We start from the raw sequence: 16,468 nt of genomic DNA, 5'->3' as shown, positions 1-16,468 counted from the left end.
AGGCCAGTCTCATGTGACGACGGCTCCGCCGTCCACCGGGAGGACCACTCCGGTGATGAACGAGGCCTGGGGTGAGGCGAGTTGGATGATCGCCCAGGCGACGTCCTCGGGACGGCCCACCCGGCCGAGCGGGGTGTGGTCGAGCTGCCACTTACGGATCGCGGCACGCTGCTCGGGGGTGTAACCGGAGTGGTCCGCGATCGGGGTCTCGATGGCGCCGGGGGCCACGGCGGCGACGCGGATGCCGTGCGGGGCCAGTTCCACCGCCCAGCTGCGGGTGAGTACTTCCAGGGCCGCCTTCCCCGCCGCGTACAGGGAGTTGCCGGGCCAGCCGCGCTGTCCGACGGCCGTCGTCACGTTGACGATGACACCGCGGCTCTCCTCCAGTGCCGGGAGCGCGGCCTGGGTGAGCAGCACGGGGGCGAGCAGGTTCGTCGCGAGCTGGGCGTGCGCCGACCCGAGCGTGTAGGTGCGCAGGGACTGGGCGTTGACGATCGCGGCGTTGTTGACCAGGACGTCGAGACGGCCGTACCGCTCCCGTGCCGCACGGACGATCGTCTCGGGGCCGTCCTCGGTCGTGATGTCCACGGCGAGCGGAGTGATGCGGGTTTCGTCGTACGCGGCGGTCTCCGCGAGGGGCGCCTCGCGCCGGCCCACGGCGACGACGTGCGCGCCCTGCGCGGCGAAGGCGCGGGCGGTGGCCCGGCCGATTCCGGTGCCGGCGCCGGTGACGAGGACGATGCGAGGCGGGTCGGTGGTGCCGGTGGTTTTGCTCGGCGGCGCGTTGGTGTCCATGGGGTGATGGTCGAACCCTGACGCCGGTGTCAAGGTCAAGTGCGGCCGCCCAGGGGCGTCAGAGGGCGCGGAACAGCGTGGCCGCCAGGGTCCGGAAGACCTCCTCCGGGTCTTTGTCGCCCACCGGGCCGTCCAGGTTGTGGCTGAGGAGCAGCGTGGCGAATCCGTGGGCCAGGGACCAGGCGGCGACCCCGGCGAGGCGGGTGTCGACGCCGTAGTCCTCGGGTCGTACGGCGGAGACCGCCTGACGCAGGGCGTCGGCGGCCAGGGCGCGGGCCGCGGTGAGTTCGAGGTCCTCGGCGCGCAGCAGCTCGGGTGCGAACATCACCGGGAAGTGCGCCGGGTGCTCGCGGGCGAAGCGTACGTAGCGCACGCCCGCGTCCTTCAGGTCGGCCGCGTCCGCCAGCGTGGCCGCGAGCAGCCCGAAGCCCTCGGCCGCAATCGCCGTGAGCAGCCCGGTGCGGTCCTTGAAGTGATGGGCGGGCGCCGCGTGCGAGACACCGGCGCGCCGGGCGAGATCGCGCAGGCTGAGCGCGGTGGGGCCGTCGGCTGCGATGACGTCGAGCGCGGCGGCGAGGATGGCGCGGCGCAGGTCGCCGTGGTGGTACGGGCGACTGCCGGGCTTCGCTTCCGTGGGGGCCATGGCAAGCAGCGTACGCCCAATCTAGTCATTGACAAGTTGGAGGCGGCTCGGGCAATCTTGTCAGTGTCAAGTTGTGCGGGCGGGAAGCGTGCGTGCGGAGAACACAGCGAGGAGGCGCGTCATGTCGGAGTACGGCGGTGAAGTCGCGGGGGCGGCGACCCTGGGCGGCGGCGTGGAACTGTCCCGGGTGCGTCAACTCTGGCACCTGCTCGAGCCTCTGCATGCGGTGCTGTACTACGCGCCGGAGGTCTTCGAAGAGGCGGCGGCTCTGGGGTACGAGGTCCAGGAGCGCTGGCCGACCTACTTCCCGTACCGCGCGGCCCCGTTGGGGGCGGTGGGCGGTGAGCGTGTGACGTCCGCCTTCTACAGCTTCAGCCCGCGCATGGTCACCGAGTACATGGCTCCCGCGTGGGGCATCGCGAGCCCGGAGGTGGTGCTGGCGGCGAGAACACGCGGCATCGACCGGGCCTACCGCGCCCTGTTCGGCGACCGCGCGGACAGCCCCGAACTGGCCGAGGCCGCCGCCCTGGCCCGACGTGCGGCCGAGTCGGCGAACACCGCGGGCCGCCCGCTCGCTGCGGCCAATGCCGAGTTGGAATGGCCCGAGTCCCCGCATCTCCAGCTGTGGCACGCGGCCACGATCCTGCGGGAACACCGTGGCGACGGCCATATAGCCGCCCTGCTGGTGGCCGGCCTGGACCCGGTGGAGTCGCTGGTGTCCTTCGCCGCCATAGGTGCCGCCAGTACCGAGCGCTTCGAGAGTCGGGGCTGGAGCGCTGCGGAATGGGCGGCCGCCCGCGAGCGTCTGTACGCGCGCGGCCTGGTCGACACGGACGGCTCGGCCACGGACGCGGGCCGCGCACTGCGCCACAGCGTCGAGCAGGACACCGACCGGCTCGCCGCCGCCCCCTGGCAGGCCCTCGGTTCGGACGGCGCGGCCCGACTCGCGGACCTGCTGGGTGAGTTCTGGGTCGCCGTCCTGTCCTCAGGGCTGCTGCCTTCGGAGACGACTCTGGGAATCGGGAAGGTATGAACGCAGGGATGAACAGCGAAGCCGCCCGCGGGAGGTGGGTCTCCGCGGACGGCCTCATGTCCAAGGTGGTCTCAGTGGACCGGTCAGCCGCCGTGTCCGGCGCGAACAGGCCGCACGGCCCCCCGTGAGTCTCCGGTCCTACGGCTGCTCGGGCCGGTCGCGATCCATGCCTGCCTGGCGTTCGATGCGCTGCTGCGCGTCGTCGACCTGGCTCTCGTGCTTGTGGCCGGTCTTCTCGTTGGCCTTGCGTTCCGCGGCGTCGGACATGTCCTTGGCCTTGCTGCCCTTGGCCTGGTGCTTGAATCTGTCGAAGATGCCCATCCAGAGCTCCTTCCGAGGTGACTCGCAGTCGACGATACGCCCGGAAAGCGAGGTATGCCCATTTAGGCCCGGTGTGGTCTGGACCTCTTGGCCGCTACCGTGAGCAGCGAGAACCGCCCGTGCGGAGGCGGAACCGGGAGGCAGGGGAGGGGCGCATCATGCTGCGTCTGAGGGGCGGGGCGCGTTCCGCCGTCATGACCGGACTGGCTGCGTGCGCGGCCGTGACACTGGTCGCCGGATGTGAAGGCCTCGACACGAGCGGCTCCATGCCGGAGAGCGGCGCGCCGGCACCCGCGCCGGACGGGCGATCCGTCAGCCCGCTGAAGAACCCGGACGGCACGAAGCCGGGCCTCGCACCCATCACGAGCGAAACCGACGAGGCCGCCGCCCGCAAGCTCATCGAGAGCCTGCGGACAAAGGGCCGCGGCCCCAAGACGGGCTACGACCGGGACGAGTTCGGCTACGCCTGGATGGACACGGCCGACGGGGTCCCGCTCGCGAGGAACGGCTGCGACACCCGTAATGACCTCCTCAAGCGCGACGGCCGGAGTCTGCGCTTCCGCTCCGGCTCCGACTGCGTGGTCGCCTCCATGACGCTGCGGGACCCCTATACCGGGAAGGCGATCGAGTGGACCAAGTCCCGTGCGACGAAGGTCCAGATAGACCACGTCATGCCGCTGTCGTACGACTGGCAGATGGGCGCCTCGCGCTGGACGAAGGAAAAGCGGGAGGACATAGCCAACGATCCGCTCAACCTGATCCCGGTGGACGGACCGACGAACGGCGCGAAGAGCGACTCCGGTCCGGCGACGTGGCTGCCGCCGAACAAGAGCATCCGCTGCTCGTACAGTGTGCGGTTCGCGCAGGTCTCGCTGAAGTACGAGCTGCCGGTGACGGCGGCGGACAAGCAGATGATGTTGAAGCAGTGTGGCGGGTAGGAGCGGTCTCCGCCGGTCCGCGGTGGCGATGATTCAACTACGGGCCCGGGGTGGCGTTCCCCCGGTGTCGGTGCTCGCCGGATTCGTCAGGATCGCGCTCGCGACGACATCGAAGAGGTGATCGGCGCGTGGGGCGAGCGAGGGTTGATCGCCGATCCATGCGAGCGCCGCTATCAGCGCGAACAGATCGTTGCCGTCAATGTCGGTCCGCGCTGTGCCCGCGGCCTGGGCGAGGGCGAGCAGCTGCGCACCGGCCGCGCGCAGGGTGACGCACGAGGCGTGGAGTGCGGAGTCGGTGTCCTCGATGGCGGCTGCCATCAGCACGGTCACGCCCCGATACTCGGTTGTCCACGCGACACAGTCGCGTAGCCACGAGACGAGAGCGTCGTCCGGCGAGCTCGACGTCTCCAGCTCGCCCGCCCTCGCCGTCAGCTCGTCGAAGCTCGTGTGGAGCAGGGCCTCGAGCAGCGCCTCGCGCGTCGGAAAGTGACGCAGCAGTGTCGCGAGCCCGACGTCGGCCCTGCGTGCGATGTCGCGCAGTGACACGTCGACGCCCTGCTCGGTGATGGCGGTGCCCGCTACTGCGAGCACGTGGTCGCGGTTCTTCCTGGCGTCGGCCCGCATCCGTCCCTCCTCTTGACTATCCGGATCAGTGGTCCATATATTCGGATCAGTGGTCCGTTTATGTGGAGCGCTGATCCGAATAACCCTATCCCGCAGTGCGGGCAGGAGAAACGATGCCGACACACACGATGAGGGCGGTCCGTCTCCATGAGCACGGCGGCCCTGAAGTTCTGCGCTACGAGGAGGTGCCGGTTCCCGAGCCGGGGCCGGGTGAGGTGCTTGTCCGCGTGCGCGCGGTCGGCGTCAATCCCCCGGACTGGTACCTCCGCGGCGGGCTGACCAGGATGCCCGGGGAGACGGAATCGACCGTCAGCCTGCCGGTCATTCCGGGGACGGACGTGTCGGGCGTCGTCGAGGTCGTCGCCCCGGACGTGGACGGCCTCGCCGTAGGTGACGAAGTCTTCGGGCTTCTGCGTTTTCCCAGCTTCCACGGCAGCGCATACGCCGAGTACGTGGCCGCGCCCGCGTCCGATCTCGCACGCAAGCCGGCCGGCATCGACCACGTGCACGCCGCCGCGGCGCCCATGGCCGGGCTGACGGCGTGGCAGTTCCTGATCGAGGTCGGACACGATCACCCCTCGCCCTTCCAGCAGGCACGGCATCGTCCGACGGCACTCGACGCCGACACGACGGTGCTCGTCAACGGCGCGGCCGGCGGCGTGGGGCACTTCGCGCTGCAGCTGGCGAAGTGGAAGGGCGCGCGTGTCATCGCGGTGGCATCGGGCGCGCAGGAAACGTTCCTGAGCGAGCTCGGCGCCGACGAGTTCATCGACTACACCACGAGTCGTCCCGAGGGACTCGTGCACGACGTCGACCTCGTTCTCGACACCGTCGGCGGCCCCGACAGCAAGAGGTTCCTGCGCACGCTCAAGCGCGGCGGCGCCCAGTTCCCCGTGCTCCCCGGGGACTTCGACGAAGAGGAGACCGCGAAGCTGGGCGTCACGGTCTCGAGCGCCCAGGTCCGCTCGAACGGCGCGCAACTAGCCGAACTGGGACGCCTGCTCGACGCGGGCACGGTCCGCGTCGCGATCGACAGCACGTTCAAGCTGGCGGATGCCCGGGCGGCGCACGAGCGCGCCGCCCGCGGGCACATCCAGGGCAAGATCGTGCTCACGGTGGCCTAGGGACAAGCCGTTTCGTCGGCTAGCAGCAATCCGTTTCACCAACGCTCCGGCGCTCTTCCTCGGGCCACTGAAGGCCATCGAGCCGCCGATGCGGGGAGCTCAGGGCGTATCACCTGCGGACCGCAGCGGTCGATCGGCGAACTCACCGGAAGCCCGGCAGCCCCCGCACCTCACCGACCCGCAGCAGACGGGCGAGACCGAGGTAGCACAGCGCCATGGTGACCGTCCCCGCCACGAGGGCGAGCGCGGTGGACCAGGTGCCCGAATCGGTGAAGGCGGCACAGACGCGCGAGGCGACCCAGCCCAGCGCGGCGGAGAGACCGGCGGCGCACAGGAGTTTCGCGTAGGTGCGACGCAGGGCCCCGTCATCGAGACGGCCACCGACCTTCCGGCGCAACAGCCGTGCCGTCAGGGCGAGTCCGGCCAGATAGGACACCGTGTAGGCGCCGGCCATGCCGGTCACCGCCCACCGCACGGGCAACACCACCTGGCACACCGTGGCCAGAGCGATGTTCACCGCGGCGATCCAGCAGGCCATGAAGAACGGAGTGCGCGTGTCCTCGAAGGCGTAGAAACCCCGCAGCAACAGATACTGCGCGGAGAACGGAATCAGACCGAGCCCGAACGCCTGCAACATCTGTCCGAGCGGCTCGGCGGTGGCGGCGTCGGCGGCTCCGTGCGCGAACAGCAGCGCGGCGAGCTGCGGCCCGAGCACGACGAAGAGGAAACCGGCGGGCACGATGACGACCCCGCTGAGGCGCAGGGCCCGTGAGAGATCCGCCCGCAGATCCCCGATCCGGCCCTCGGCCACGGCCCGGCTCATCCGCGGCAGCAGCGCGGTCACCAGAGAGACGGTGACGATGGACTGGGGAAGCATCCAGATGGTCTGCGCGTAGGTGTAGGCGGTGTAGCCGACGCCCGACTCCGGCAGCTCCCGGTCGGCGCTGTTGGCGAAGTTGGTGACGACCGTCAGGGACACCTGGTTGGCCAGCACGAACAACAGCGTCCACTTGGCCGCGTGGATGCCCGAGCCGAGGCCGGTACCACGCCAGTCGAACCGCGGCCGGAACCGGAACCCGGCGGCCCGGGCGAACGGAACCAGCGCCAGGGCCTGCACGGCGATGCCGGCGGTGGTCCCGATGCCGAGCAGCCGGACCTGCCCCGCGGTGACGTCCCCCACCCCGTCCGGCACGGTCATCAGCCCCAGATAGGCGGCGAACATGCCGATCAGCACGGCGTTGTTGAGGACCGGTGTCCACATCATCGCCCCGAACTTCTCCCGGGCGTTGAGGACTTGGCCGAGGATGGCGAACACGCCGTAGAAGAAGATCTGCGGCAGCAGGAACCGCGCGAAGACCACCGTCAGTTCGAACGACTGGTGGGTGTCGGGTGTGTCCCGGACGTACACGCTGACGATCTGCGGCGCCCCCCACACCGCCAGTGCGGTCCCGACACCGAGCACGGTCAGGACGAGCGTCACCAGGCGCTGTTCGTAGGCCCGTCCGCCGTCCGGGTGCGTGGCGCGGGCCCGCACCAGCTGCGGTACGAGGACCGCGTTCAGCGCTCCGCCGATGAGCAGCGTGTAGAGGCTGGTCGGCACGGTGTTCGCGGTGTTGTACGTGGTCGCCAGCAGGCCCGTGCCGAGCGCTGCGGCCTGGAGCACCGTACGGATCAGTCCCGTCGCCCGCGACACGACGGTGCCCGCCGCCATGAGCAATGAGGACCGGGCGAGACCCGCCGACGCAGAGGCGGTCCCCGGTCCGGCCTCCGGTCCGAGGGCTGGTCCGGCTTCCGGTCCGGCTTCTGGTCCGGTCTCCGTCGTGACGTTCCCGGTTGTCTTCCCCGCCGTGGTCCCCGTGGTCCTCGCCCCCTCCAGCATGCCGCCAACCTACGTCGCCACGATCGGCGGACACCAACCGGCTCGAGAAACACGGCTGTTGGGAACAGGGGGCGAAATCTGATCTCCCCCGTCCCGCACCCGGCATACGGTGACCGCATGGAGCTGAAGGCGTCGAGTCTCGCCGAGCGCCCGGACATGTACGAGCGGGTCGTCGGGATGGCCGCCAGTTGGCCGGAGTTCGTGGTCCAGGACGCCGTGGGCGACTCCCACTTCGGGCGGATCGCCACGGAACTCCCGCACCACGTGCTGTTCGCGGAGGACGAGCGCGGCGAGGTCGTGGCCCAGGCCCACAGCGTGCCGTTCGCGCTCGATGTCGAGGACCGCGGCGAACTGCCCGCCCGAGGCTGGGACCAGGTGCTCCTGTGGGCCTTCGCCGACCTGCGCCGCGGCGTGCGGCCCGACACGGTCAGCGCGATCTCCATCGCCGTCACTCCCGGGCTCCAGGGCCACGGCCTGTCCGGCCGCATGCTGTCGGCGATGCGCGACAGCGCCCGGGCCCTGGGCTTCGGCGAGGTCGTCGCCCCGGTCCGTCCCAACGCCAAGCACCTGGAACCGCGCACACCGATCGGGGCGTACGCCCACCGCGTACGCCCCGACGGGCTCCCGCACGACCCCTGGCTGCGCGTCCACGCCCGGGCCGGCGCCACCATCGAGTCCGTGGCACCGGCCTCCATGACCGTGTCCGGCTCGCTGGAGCAGTGGCGCCGCTGGACCGGACTGCCCTTCGACACGGCGGGCGACATCGAGGTGCCCGGTGCGCTGGTGCCGGTGCGGTGCGAGCCGGAGCGGGGATACGCCGTCTACGTCGAGCCGAACGTGTGGATGCGGCATCCTCTGTGACCCGCTGTTCCCGCCCCGCTGACCTCCCGGCCGGGCCGATGTGATCGGCATGACAACGGTTCGGTACAACCCAGGACCGCTTGTCGGTGTCGGCCTATACGCTCGAAGCGACAATCACGCGACCGGCGTTGTCCCGTACCGGACAGTGCCGGTCGACCCGGTACCCCCCCACTTCAGGGATCAGGAGCAGCCATGCAAGGCCACGGCTACGCGCAGCCGGCGAGGCAGGCCCCGCCGACCGGCTTGCTGGTCTTCCTGCGCGTGCTCTTCGTGGTGATCTCGGTGCTGAGCTGCGGTCTCCTGATGTGGGCGATGATGCTGCGCCTGGCCATCGTGACCCGCAGGGCGCTCGACTGGTGGCTGTGCGCCGGAGTGATCGTGGCGGAGGCCCTCGGCCTGTACCTGATCGGTTCCGAGCCGGGCGAAGAGATCCACACCCCGGGCGGCTGGACGGGCCTGGCCTTCCTCCTTGGCACCCTCGTGGCGTCGATCTCGTACTACCTCGCGGCCGACGTACGCCACTTCCACCAGCTCCGCTTCTCCGGCTACGCCCCGCAGCGGCCCCCGGCACCGGCGTACGGCTACCCCCAGGCCCAGACCCAGGCCCAGTCGCCGTACACCGCGACGACGACCCCGCAGCACCCGGTCCTCCCGCACAGCCCGCCGCCCCGGGCACCGATACCGCAGCCGCCCGCACCGAGCGAGGCCGTCTCGCACAGCCCCGCCCCGCACACCCCGGCCCCGCACAGCCCCGCTTCCCAAGGCCCCGCTCACCGCACCCCCGTACCTCCCCCACCGCCGCAGCGCCCCGCGCCCGCCCGCATCGATCAGGTGCGCGCCGAGCTCGACGAGCTCAGTGACTACCTGCGCCGGCAGGACGGACAGCACAACGGTCACCACGACGGCGACCACGAGGGCGGAAGGTGAGCGTGACGACGGGACGTGTCGTCGCCGGCCGCTATGAACTGTCCACGCTCATCGGGCAGGGCGGCATGGGCCAGGTCTGGGCGGCGTACGACCAGCGGCTGGACCGGCGCGTGGCGGTGAAGCTGCTGCGCCCCGACAAGGTGGCCGGCCAGGAGGCGGACCAGCTGCGCCGGCGGTTCGTGCGCGAGTGCCGGGTGACCGCGCAGGTCGACCACCCGGGGCTGGTCACCGTGCACGACGCGGGCAGCGTGGGCGAGGAGCTGTTCCTCGTCATGCAGTACGTCGACGGCGCGGACCTCTCCGACCACCTCGCCGAGCACGACCCGTACCCGTGGCAGTGGGCGGTCGCGGTCGCCGCGCAACTGTGCGCCGTGCTGAGCGCCGTGCACGCCGTGCCGATCGTCCACCGCGACCTCAAGCCGCGCAACGTGATGGTGAAGCAGGACGGCACGGTCACCGTCCTCGACCTCGGCGTCGCGTCCGTCATGGACACCGACACCACCCGCCTCACGCACACCGGTTCACCCATCGGCTCGCCCGCCTACATGGCGCCCGAGCAGGCGATGGGCGGCGCGGTAGGCCCGTACACGGACCTGTACGCACTCGGCGTCCTCCTGCACGAACTGCTCAGCGGCGACGTGCCGTTCGCGGGCTCGACGGCGCTCGGCGTGCTGCACCGCCACCTGTACGAGCCGCCGCTGCCCGTGCGCCGGACCCGCCCCGAGGTGCCCGAGCCGCTGGAAGCGCTCGTCCTGCGCCTGCTCGCCAAGGACCCGCAACACCGGCCGGCCTCCGCGCAGGACGTGTACGAGGACCTCGCCTCGCTGCTGCCCGCGCGCGGGATGCCCACAGGGGCGCCCCTCGACCCCACCCGCCCCTTCCTGCGCCCGCACGCCCCCTGGCCGGACCGCGCGCGAACGCCCGCGCCGCAGCCCGCCCCTGTCTCACCGGTCGCGCCCGCCGCCGAGAAGCTGGATGTCGCGCGCGCCGTCGACGAGGTCAAGCGGCTCCTCGGCGAGGGCCGCATCACCCAGGCCGTCGACATCCTCGGCGCGATCCTGCCCGCCGCCGCCGAGCAGCACGGCGAGCGCTCTCCGGTCGTACGCACCCTGCGCAAGCAGTACGCGGCCACGCTCATGGACGACGGCCAGTACCGGCGCGCACTGCCCGAACTGCGCCGCCTAGTGGACGAACGCGCCGCCGAGGCAGGCCAGTCCGACCCGCAGTCCCTCCGCTTCCGCTACGAGGCCGCCCAGTGCCTGGAGCAGCTCGGCGAACCGGCGGCGGCGCTCGCCGAGTACCGCGCGCTGCTCCCGTACTACGAGAACCAGTACGTGGCCGGTGACCCGGAACTCGCCCACGACGTGCGCCGCCGCATCGGCCACCTGCTTCTCGCCCTCGGCGACCGCGCCGCCGCTCACGACACCCTGGCCCGCCTCCTGCACGACACGGAACGCCTGCACGGCACCGGACACCCGCTCGCGGCGGAGATCCGCAGGACGCTGCAGTGGCTCGGGCAGGTTCGCGGTTGAGGTCGACACGTGGGCGGGACGACGCCGGAGGCCTGCGACGGCCGGATTTTGCTCGCCCCAGAGGGATTCTTGTGCACCACTGGGGGCGGCGTTTCCCGAACAGAGGTACGGCGCGGGATAGGTTGCGATCCACTTCACGCGCGGCGCGCGCCCCCTCTGCGCGCCGCGCACCTTTTCGTATGCCTTCGTAAACCTTCGTACGCCGTATGCGCCCCGGTCGCGCGTCGGTCGTGCACGCCAGTTCCGCGCGCCATGCGCGCGCTCGTCACGCGACGCGTCCCGGTGATGCGTCGCGCAATCAGGGGTGGGGTCACTCATGTCCAGCCATCGGCAGTCCAAGAAGCGCAGATACGTCACCTGGACCGTCGCCGGTGCCGCCGTGGTCGCCGGAGCAGGCATCGCCGCGCAGACCTCCATGGCCGCCACCACCTGGCCCGCCCAGCGCACCTACACCGGCCGCGCCTTCGACACCTGCGCCGCGCCCTCCCTGTCCGCGATGAAGGCCTGGCACGGCGGCCTCTACGGCGCCGCCGCCGTCTACATCGGCGGCAAGAACCGAGGCTGCTCCCAGCCCAACCTCACCGCATCCTGGGTGAAGTCGGTCAGCACGGTCGGCTGGAAGCTCATCCCGATCTACGTCGGCGCCCAGCCGCCCTGCCAGACCGGTTCCAGCCCCGAGAAGCTCACCGCGACCACCGCCGCCTCGCTCGGCGCGAGCGACGCCGCCGACGCCGTGGCGAAGTCTTCCGCCCTCGGCATGAAGGCCGGCAGCCCGGTCTACCTCGACATGGAGCCGTACGACATCACGAACACGTCGTGCAACAACGCCGTCCTCACCTATGTGCGCGCCTTCGACAAGGCACTGCGCGCGAAGACGTACCGCAGCGGCTACTACGGCTTCACCAGCTCCAGCGCGAAGGCGATCGCCAAGGCCACCGACAAGACGGACCTGCCGGGCAACATGTGGTACGCGCTGTGGGACAAGCAGAACACCACGACCACTGACTGGCCGTTCGGCGCCACCCAGTTCACGAACCACAGCCGGGGCCACCAGTACATGGTCAACAGCAAGGAGACGCGGAACGGCTACACGATCACCGTGGACCGCGACGCGTGGGACGCCCCGGTGGCCATCACCGGCTGACCGCTCTTCCCGCTCTTCCCGGGCATCCCTGGCATCCCGGGCATCCCGCTCTTCCCGGTCCTCCCGCTCTTCCTGGCGGCGAGGTGCGGCGGTGCCCGAAGTCCTGGCGAATCGTTGGTCCAATGGGTTGGCCAGAGCCTGCCCACTGCCTAACATCGATCATCGCAAGACCTTGTGCACCGTCGCACAATCTCCTCGGGAGGTTCCCTTGCACCGCCGTCGCCGTCGCACCGCGCTCCTGCTCTCCGCCGCGATCGCCGCGGCCCCCCTCCTCACCGCCTGCGGAAACGACGCGCATCCGGGCGCGGCGGCCGTCGTCGGCGACCAGCGGATCACCGTCGCCCAGCTGGAGAACCGGGTGAGCGAGGTGCGCGACGCCCAGCGGGCGGCGGTGCCGGACGAGGCGCAGTACCAGCAGGTCATCGCCAAGACGGGCACGCTCGCCCGCGACACCCTGCACAACATGGTCCTGGACCAGGTGCTGCACCGCGCCGCGGACGACGAGGGCGTGACCGTCAGCCGCATGGAGATCCAGCAGATGCGGGCCGGCCTGGAGCAGCAGACCGGCGGAGCCGAGGCGCTGGAGACCGCCTGGCTCCAGCAGTACGGCATCGCCCCGGAGCGCCTCGACGACAACCTCCGCCTTCAGCTGGAGGCCCAGAAGCTCGCCGTCAAGCTCGGCACCGACACCCGCGACCCCGCCTTCTGGAGCGTCCTCACCAAGGCCTCGAAGGAACTCGGCGTCGACCTCAACCCGCGCTACGGCACCTGGGACGTGGAGAAGAGCAGCCGCGTCGACGCGAAGACCCCCTGGGTACGAGAGGTCACGGCGCCGGAGATCCCGCAGACGGCGTGAGGGGCGACAGCACGGGGCTGGTGCCGGGGCAGGCAAGAGGTGCGCCCGCGTGACGAGGGGGCGCCCCGCATGACGTGAGGGCCCCGGACGGTGAGGGGCCCGGACGGTGAGGGGCCCGGCCGCAGGGCGGACGAGAGGCGGAACGGTACGCCGCGGACGTTCACACGGTGGATGTTCATACGATCGCACCGCCACCCCTCGCCTGTGGACAACCTGATCGCCTGCCCGGCGGCGTGCGTTAGCTTCGAATGGTGAACGCAATCAGCCCTGAAGCCGCCTCGACCCCAGGCCTCAGCCAGGACGCCACCCTCGCCCCCGGCCGTGTCGTCCTGCTCACCACCAGTCACCGTGTCGCACCCGGGCTGCTGTCCTGGCCCGCCTGGCAGGCACTGCACGCCGCCGACCGCGTGCTGTGCGCGGACGGCGCGCATCCGCAGCTGCCCTATCTGCGTGAGGCGGGGACAACGGTCGACGAGGCGTCGCCTACCGCCGAGGAGCTGGTCGCCGCCTGCGCCGAGGGCAGGACGGTGGTCGTGGTCGCGACCGGTGAGGGCGAGTCCACCCTCACGGACGGCCTCGCCCGCCTCGCGGGCTCCGGCCGCGTCTCGATGCCCGAGCTGGAGTTGCTCCCCGCCTCCTACGACCTTCCGGGCGCTCGCCTCCTCGACCTCGTCCAGGTCATGGACCGCATCCGCGCCGAGTGCCCCTGGTCGTCCCAGCAGACCCACAAGGGCCTGGCGAAGTACGGCATCGAGGAGGCGTACGAGCTCGTCGAGGCGATCGAGGAGGGCGACCGCGACGAACTGCGGGAGGAGCTCGGTGACGTCCTCCTCCAGGTCGTCTTCCACGCCCGCATCGCCGAGGAGGGCCGCGCCGAGGACGGCACCGACCCCTTCTCCATCGACGACGTGGCCGGCGGCATCGTCGCCAAGCTCATCCACCGCCACCCTCATGTCTTCGGCGACGAGACCGCGACGACCCCCGAGGAGGTCAAGGAGCACTGGCTGCGCACCAAGGCGATCGAGAAGCGCCGCGAGTCGGTGACGGACGGCATACCCCTGGGCCAGCCGGGCCTCGCCCTGGCGGCGAAGCTGGCGTCACGGGTCCGCACGGCAGAGCTCGACGTACCGCTCCCGACCGGCGAGGGCGTCGGCTACGAGCTGCTGACCCAGGCGGTCCGGGCGGAAGCGGCCGGAGTGGACCCGGAGGCAGCACTGCGCGCGGCCGCCCGGGCCTACCGGGACGCGGTACGGGCTGCTGAGGGACTCGGCACGCAGGGCCTGCCCCACGATCCGGATACCGTCACGGAGTGACCGACCAGCCCGCCTCCACGAGCCCCGCCCCGGAACTCTTCACCTGGGAGTTCGCCACCGACCCCTACCCGGCGTACGCCTGGCTCCGGGAGCACGCCCCCGTCCACCGGACGAAACTCCCGAGTGGCGTGGAGGCATGGCTGGTCACCCGCTACGCCGACGCCAAGCAGGCCCTCGCCGACCAGCGCCTCTCGAAGAACCCGGCGCACCACGACGAGCCCGCGCACGCCAAGGGCAAGACCGGTATCCCCGGTGAGCGCAAGGCCGAGTTGATGACCCATCTGCTCAACATCGACCCGCCGGACCACACGAGACTCCGGCGCCTCGTGTCGAAGGCGTTCACTCCGAGACGGGTCGCCGAGTTCGCCCCTCGGGTGCAGGAACTGACCGACGATCTGATCGACGGGTTCGCGGAGAAGGGGAGTGCCGATCTGATTCACGACTTCGCGTTCCCCCTGCCCATCTACGCGATCTGCGACCTGCTCGGCGTCCCCCGTGAGGACCAGGACGACTTCCGGGACTGGGCGGGCATGATGATCCGTCACGGGGGCGGGCCGCGCGGCGGTGTAGCCCGGTCGGTGAAGAAGATGCGCGGCTATCTCGCCGAGCTCATCCACCGCAAGCGAGAGGCACTCCCCGCCGAGAGCACCCCCGGCGAGGACCTCATCTCGGGTCTCATCCGAGCCTCCGACCACGGCGAGCACCTCACCGAGAACGAGGCCGCCGCGATGGCCTTCATCCTGCTGTTCGCCGGTTTCGAGACCACCGTCAACCTCATCGGCAACGGCACCTACGCCCTGCTCACCCACCCCGAGCAGCGCTCCCGCCTCCAACAGTCCCTCGCAGCCGGGGAACGCGGCCTCCTGGAGACCGGCGTCGAGGAACTCCTGCGCTACGACGGCCCCGTCGAGCTCGCCACCTGGCGGTTCGCCACCCGGCCGGTCAGCATCGGCGGGCAGGACATCGCGGCCGGCGACCCCGTGCTCGTCGTACTCGCCGCCGCGGACCGGGATCCGGAGCGGTTCGCGGATCCGGATGTGCTCGACCTCTCACGAAGTGACAACCAACACCTCGGATACGGCCACGGCATCCACTACTGTCTCGGCGCGCCCCTCGCCCGGCTGGAGGGCCAGAGTGCGCTCGGTACGCTCCTCACCCGCCTCCCGGACCTGCGACTCGCCGTGGATTCGGCTGATTTGCGCTGGCGTGGCGGGCTCATCATGCGCGGACTGCGTACGTTGCCCGTCGAGTTCACGCCGCGTGGTCGAGTCCCTCACCTGCGTAAAGGTGACACGCCCTCAATTTTGTGATCTTCACGTGATCTACGCGGCATTAACTTGTGACAAGTGATCGTCTGCCTATACGTTCACGGATCAACGCTGCGGCGAGTGTCATCCGCCGCACGGTCACCGTTGTCTCGCGAAAGGTTCTCCGCATGCTCTCCGGGAACGGCCGGCATCGTCGCCCCCGTCAAGCTCCGGCTCTCCTCGTCGCGGCCGGCGTGACCGGCTCCGCCATCGCCATCCCGCTGCTCGGTGCCACCGGCGCCAGTGCGGCCACCGGGACCACGTGGGACCAGGTCGCCAACTGCGAGACCGAGGGCTCCTGGAGCGCGAACGAAGGCGACGGGTACTACGGCGGCCTCCACATCGCCCAGAAGGACTGGGAGCGGTACGGCGGCCTCGACTACGCCTCGCGCGCCGACCAGGCCAGCCGCAACCAGCAGATCGCCGTCGCGGAGAAGATCCTCGCCGACCAGGGTGTCGGCTACTGGTCCACCTGCGGGCTGCTCAACGGACTCACCAAGAGCTCCGAGGCGGCCGATGTCGACACGGGTGTGGGGAGCGAGACGGGGTCGGGCGAATCGGACTCGTCCGGATTGTTGGACTCTGAGGGCTCATCGACTGGTTCGTCCGGAAGTGGATCCTCGGATGAGGGGTCGGGTACGCCTTCGGCCTCCGCCTCGAACACTCCCTCCGGCTCGCCTTCAGGCTCCTCCTCCGGGGCGTCTTCGGACGGCTCGAGCGGGGCGGGCGACTCGGCCGAGTCCGACGCGTCCGCCGACTCCGGATCCAGCGCCTCAAGGGGATCCGGCGAAACGTCCACAGGTGCGACAAAGCAGGACGAATCAGACAACTCCTGGCGGGTGGGCGGCTCTTCGAGCCTGGTCGACACCGGGGCGCTCGGGGGCGGCAAGCACCGCGGCGGCAGTGCCGACGAGGACGCGGCCGTCGACGCCGACACTGGCACCTCCACAGGCCGCCACGCCGTCGGCGGCGGCTCGTACACCGTCGGGATCGGGGACACCCTCGAGTCCATCGCCGACTCCCTTGACCTTCCCGGCGGATGGCGTGCCCTCTACGAGGAGAACAAGCAGGAGATCGGCTCCGACCCGAGTCGTATCGTCCCCGGTCAGACCCTTGGACTTGGTGCCGAATAGGGCTAAACCGACGGGAGTTCGCGTCATACTTCGCCATC

Annotated in this window: 16 protein-coding genes; 11 read left to right on the top strand and 5 right to left on the bottom strand. The window is 70.7% G+C overall.

Features of this window, described 5'->3' with window-relative positions; all coding sequences use genetic code 11:
- Positions 1-9: 9 nt before the first annotated feature.
- Both OHA64_RS19970 and OHA64_RS19965 read right to left on the bottom strand, forming a co-directional pair.
- Positions 10-795, bottom strand: coding sequence for an SDR family NAD(P)-dependent oxidoreductase (locus OHA64_RS19970; RefSeq protein ID WP_405614862.1), 786 nt, complete (start codon positions 793-795; stop codon positions 10-12).
- A 58-nt stretch (positions 796-853) separates the two neighbouring features.
- Positions 854-1,438 carry a TetR/AcrR family transcriptional regulator gene (locus tag OHA64_RS19965; protein ID WP_405614860.1) on the bottom strand — a complete coding sequence of 195 codons (585 nt, stop codon included), beginning with the start codon at positions 1,436-1,438 and terminating at the stop codon, positions 854-856.
- Between the two features lie 121 nt (positions 1,439-1,559).
- On the opposite strand from OHA64_RS19965, the gene OHA64_RS19960 reads away from it, so the two are divergent.
- Positions 1,560-2,471, top strand: coding sequence for an SCO6745 family protein (locus OHA64_RS19960; RefSeq protein ID WP_405614858.1), 912 nt, complete (start codon positions 1,560-1,562; stop codon positions 2,469-2,471).
- Between the two features lie 138 nt (positions 2,472-2,609).
- Here the strand turns inward: OHA64_RS19960 and OHA64_RS19955 are convergent, their stop codons facing one another.
- Positions 2,610-2,792: an Rv0909 family putative TA system antitoxin gene (locus OHA64_RS19955; protein ID WP_405614856.1), complete on the bottom strand. Its 183-nt coding sequence runs from the start codon at positions 2,790-2,792 to the stop codon at positions 2,610-2,612.
- A 158-nt stretch (positions 2,793-2,950) separates the two neighbouring features.
- On the opposite strand from OHA64_RS19955, the gene OHA64_RS19950 reads away from it, so the two are divergent.
- A complete protein-coding gene (locus OHA64_RS19950) occupies positions 2,951-3,730 on the top strand; it encodes an HNH endonuclease family protein (protein WP_405614854.1) in 780 nt (259 codons plus the stop codon).
- A 33-nt stretch (positions 3,731-3,763) separates the two neighbouring features.
- On the opposite strand, the gene OHA64_RS19945 is transcribed toward OHA64_RS19950, so the two are convergent.
- Complete coding sequence (locus OHA64_RS19945; RefSeq protein WP_405614852.1) at positions 3,764-4,354, bottom strand: TetR/AcrR family transcriptional regulator; 591 nt, start codon at positions 4,352-4,354, stop codon at positions 3,764-3,766.
- A 113-nt stretch (positions 4,355-4,467) separates the two neighbouring features.
- Between OHA64_RS19945 and OHA64_RS19940 the strand changes: the two genes are divergently transcribed.
- A complete protein-coding gene (locus tag OHA64_RS19940; RefSeq protein ID WP_405614850.1) occupies positions 4,468-5,478 on the top strand; it encodes an NADP-dependent oxidoreductase in 1,011 nt (336 codons plus the stop codon).
- Positions 5,479-5,620: 142 nt separating this feature from the next.
- Here OHA64_RS19940 and murJ read toward each other — a convergent pair whose 3' ends face one another.
- On the bottom strand, positions 5,621-7,357 hold the full coding sequence (gene murJ / locus OHA64_RS19935; protein ID WP_405614847.1) for a murein biosynthesis integral membrane protein MurJ: 1,737 nt from the start codon (positions 7,355-7,357) through the stop codon (positions 5,621-5,623).
- Positions 7,358-7,474: 117 nt separating this feature from the next.
- On the opposite strand from murJ, the gene OHA64_RS19930 reads away from it, so the two are divergent.
- From OHA64_RS19930 to OHA64_RS19895, 8 genes are all read left to right on the top strand, one after another.
- Positions 7,475-8,218 (top strand): N-acetyltransferase, encoded by a 744-nt coding sequence (locus tag OHA64_RS19930; RefSeq protein ID WP_405614845.1) that lies wholly within the window; start codon positions 7,475-7,477, stop codon positions 8,216-8,218.
- Between the two features lie 192 nt (positions 8,219-8,410).
- Positions 8,411-9,145 carry a hypothetical protein gene (locus tag OHA64_RS19925; RefSeq protein WP_405614843.1) on the top strand — a complete coding sequence of 245 codons (735 nt, stop codon included), beginning with the start codon at positions 8,411-8,413 and terminating at the stop codon, positions 9,143-9,145.
- A 38-nt stretch (positions 9,146-9,183) separates the two neighbouring features.
- The gene (locus tag OHA64_RS19920; RefSeq protein WP_405624030.1) at positions 9,184-10,677 is read left to right on the top strand and encodes a protein kinase domain-containing protein; all 1,494 of its coding nucleotides are present in this window, start codon (positions 9,184-9,186) and stop codon (positions 10,675-10,677) included.
- Positions 10,678-10,993: 316 nt separating this feature from the next.
- A complete protein-coding gene (locus OHA64_RS19915; protein WP_405614841.1) occupies positions 10,994-11,821 on the top strand; it encodes a glycoside hydrolase domain-containing protein in 828 nt (275 codons plus the stop codon).
- 208 nt (positions 11,822-12,029) lie between these two features.
- Positions 12,030-12,677 (top strand): SurA N-terminal domain-containing protein, encoded by a 648-nt coding sequence (locus OHA64_RS19910; protein ID WP_405614839.1) that lies wholly within the window; start codon positions 12,030-12,032, stop codon positions 12,675-12,677.
- Positions 12,678-12,928: 251 nt separating this feature from the next.
- Positions 12,929-13,990 (top strand): nucleoside triphosphate pyrophosphohydrolase, encoded by a 1,062-nt coding sequence (locus tag OHA64_RS19905; RefSeq protein WP_405614837.1) that lies wholly within the window; start codon positions 12,929-12,931, stop codon positions 13,988-13,990.
- Complete coding sequence (locus tag OHA64_RS19900; RefSeq protein ID WP_405614835.1) at positions 13,987-15,300, top strand: cytochrome P450; 1,314 nt, start codon at positions 13,987-13,989, stop codon at positions 15,298-15,300. Before OHA64_RS19905 ends, OHA64_RS19900 begins: the two co-directional genes overlap by 4 nt.
- 125 nt (positions 15,301-15,425) lie before the next feature.
- Positions 15,426-16,430, top strand: coding sequence for a transglycosylase family protein (locus tag OHA64_RS19895; RefSeq protein WP_405614833.1), 1,005 nt, complete (start codon positions 15,426-15,428; stop codon positions 16,428-16,430).
- Positions 16,431-16,468 lie beyond the last annotated feature (38 nt).

It is taken from the genome of Streptomyces sp. NBC_00076, assembly GCF_045041235.1.
Lineage (GTDB): Bacteria > Actinomycetota > Actinomycetes > Streptomycetales > Streptomycetaceae > Streptomyces.
The sequence above is the reverse complement of the archived record's forward strand: the minus strand, read 5'-3'. Positions and strand labels throughout refer to the sequence as shown.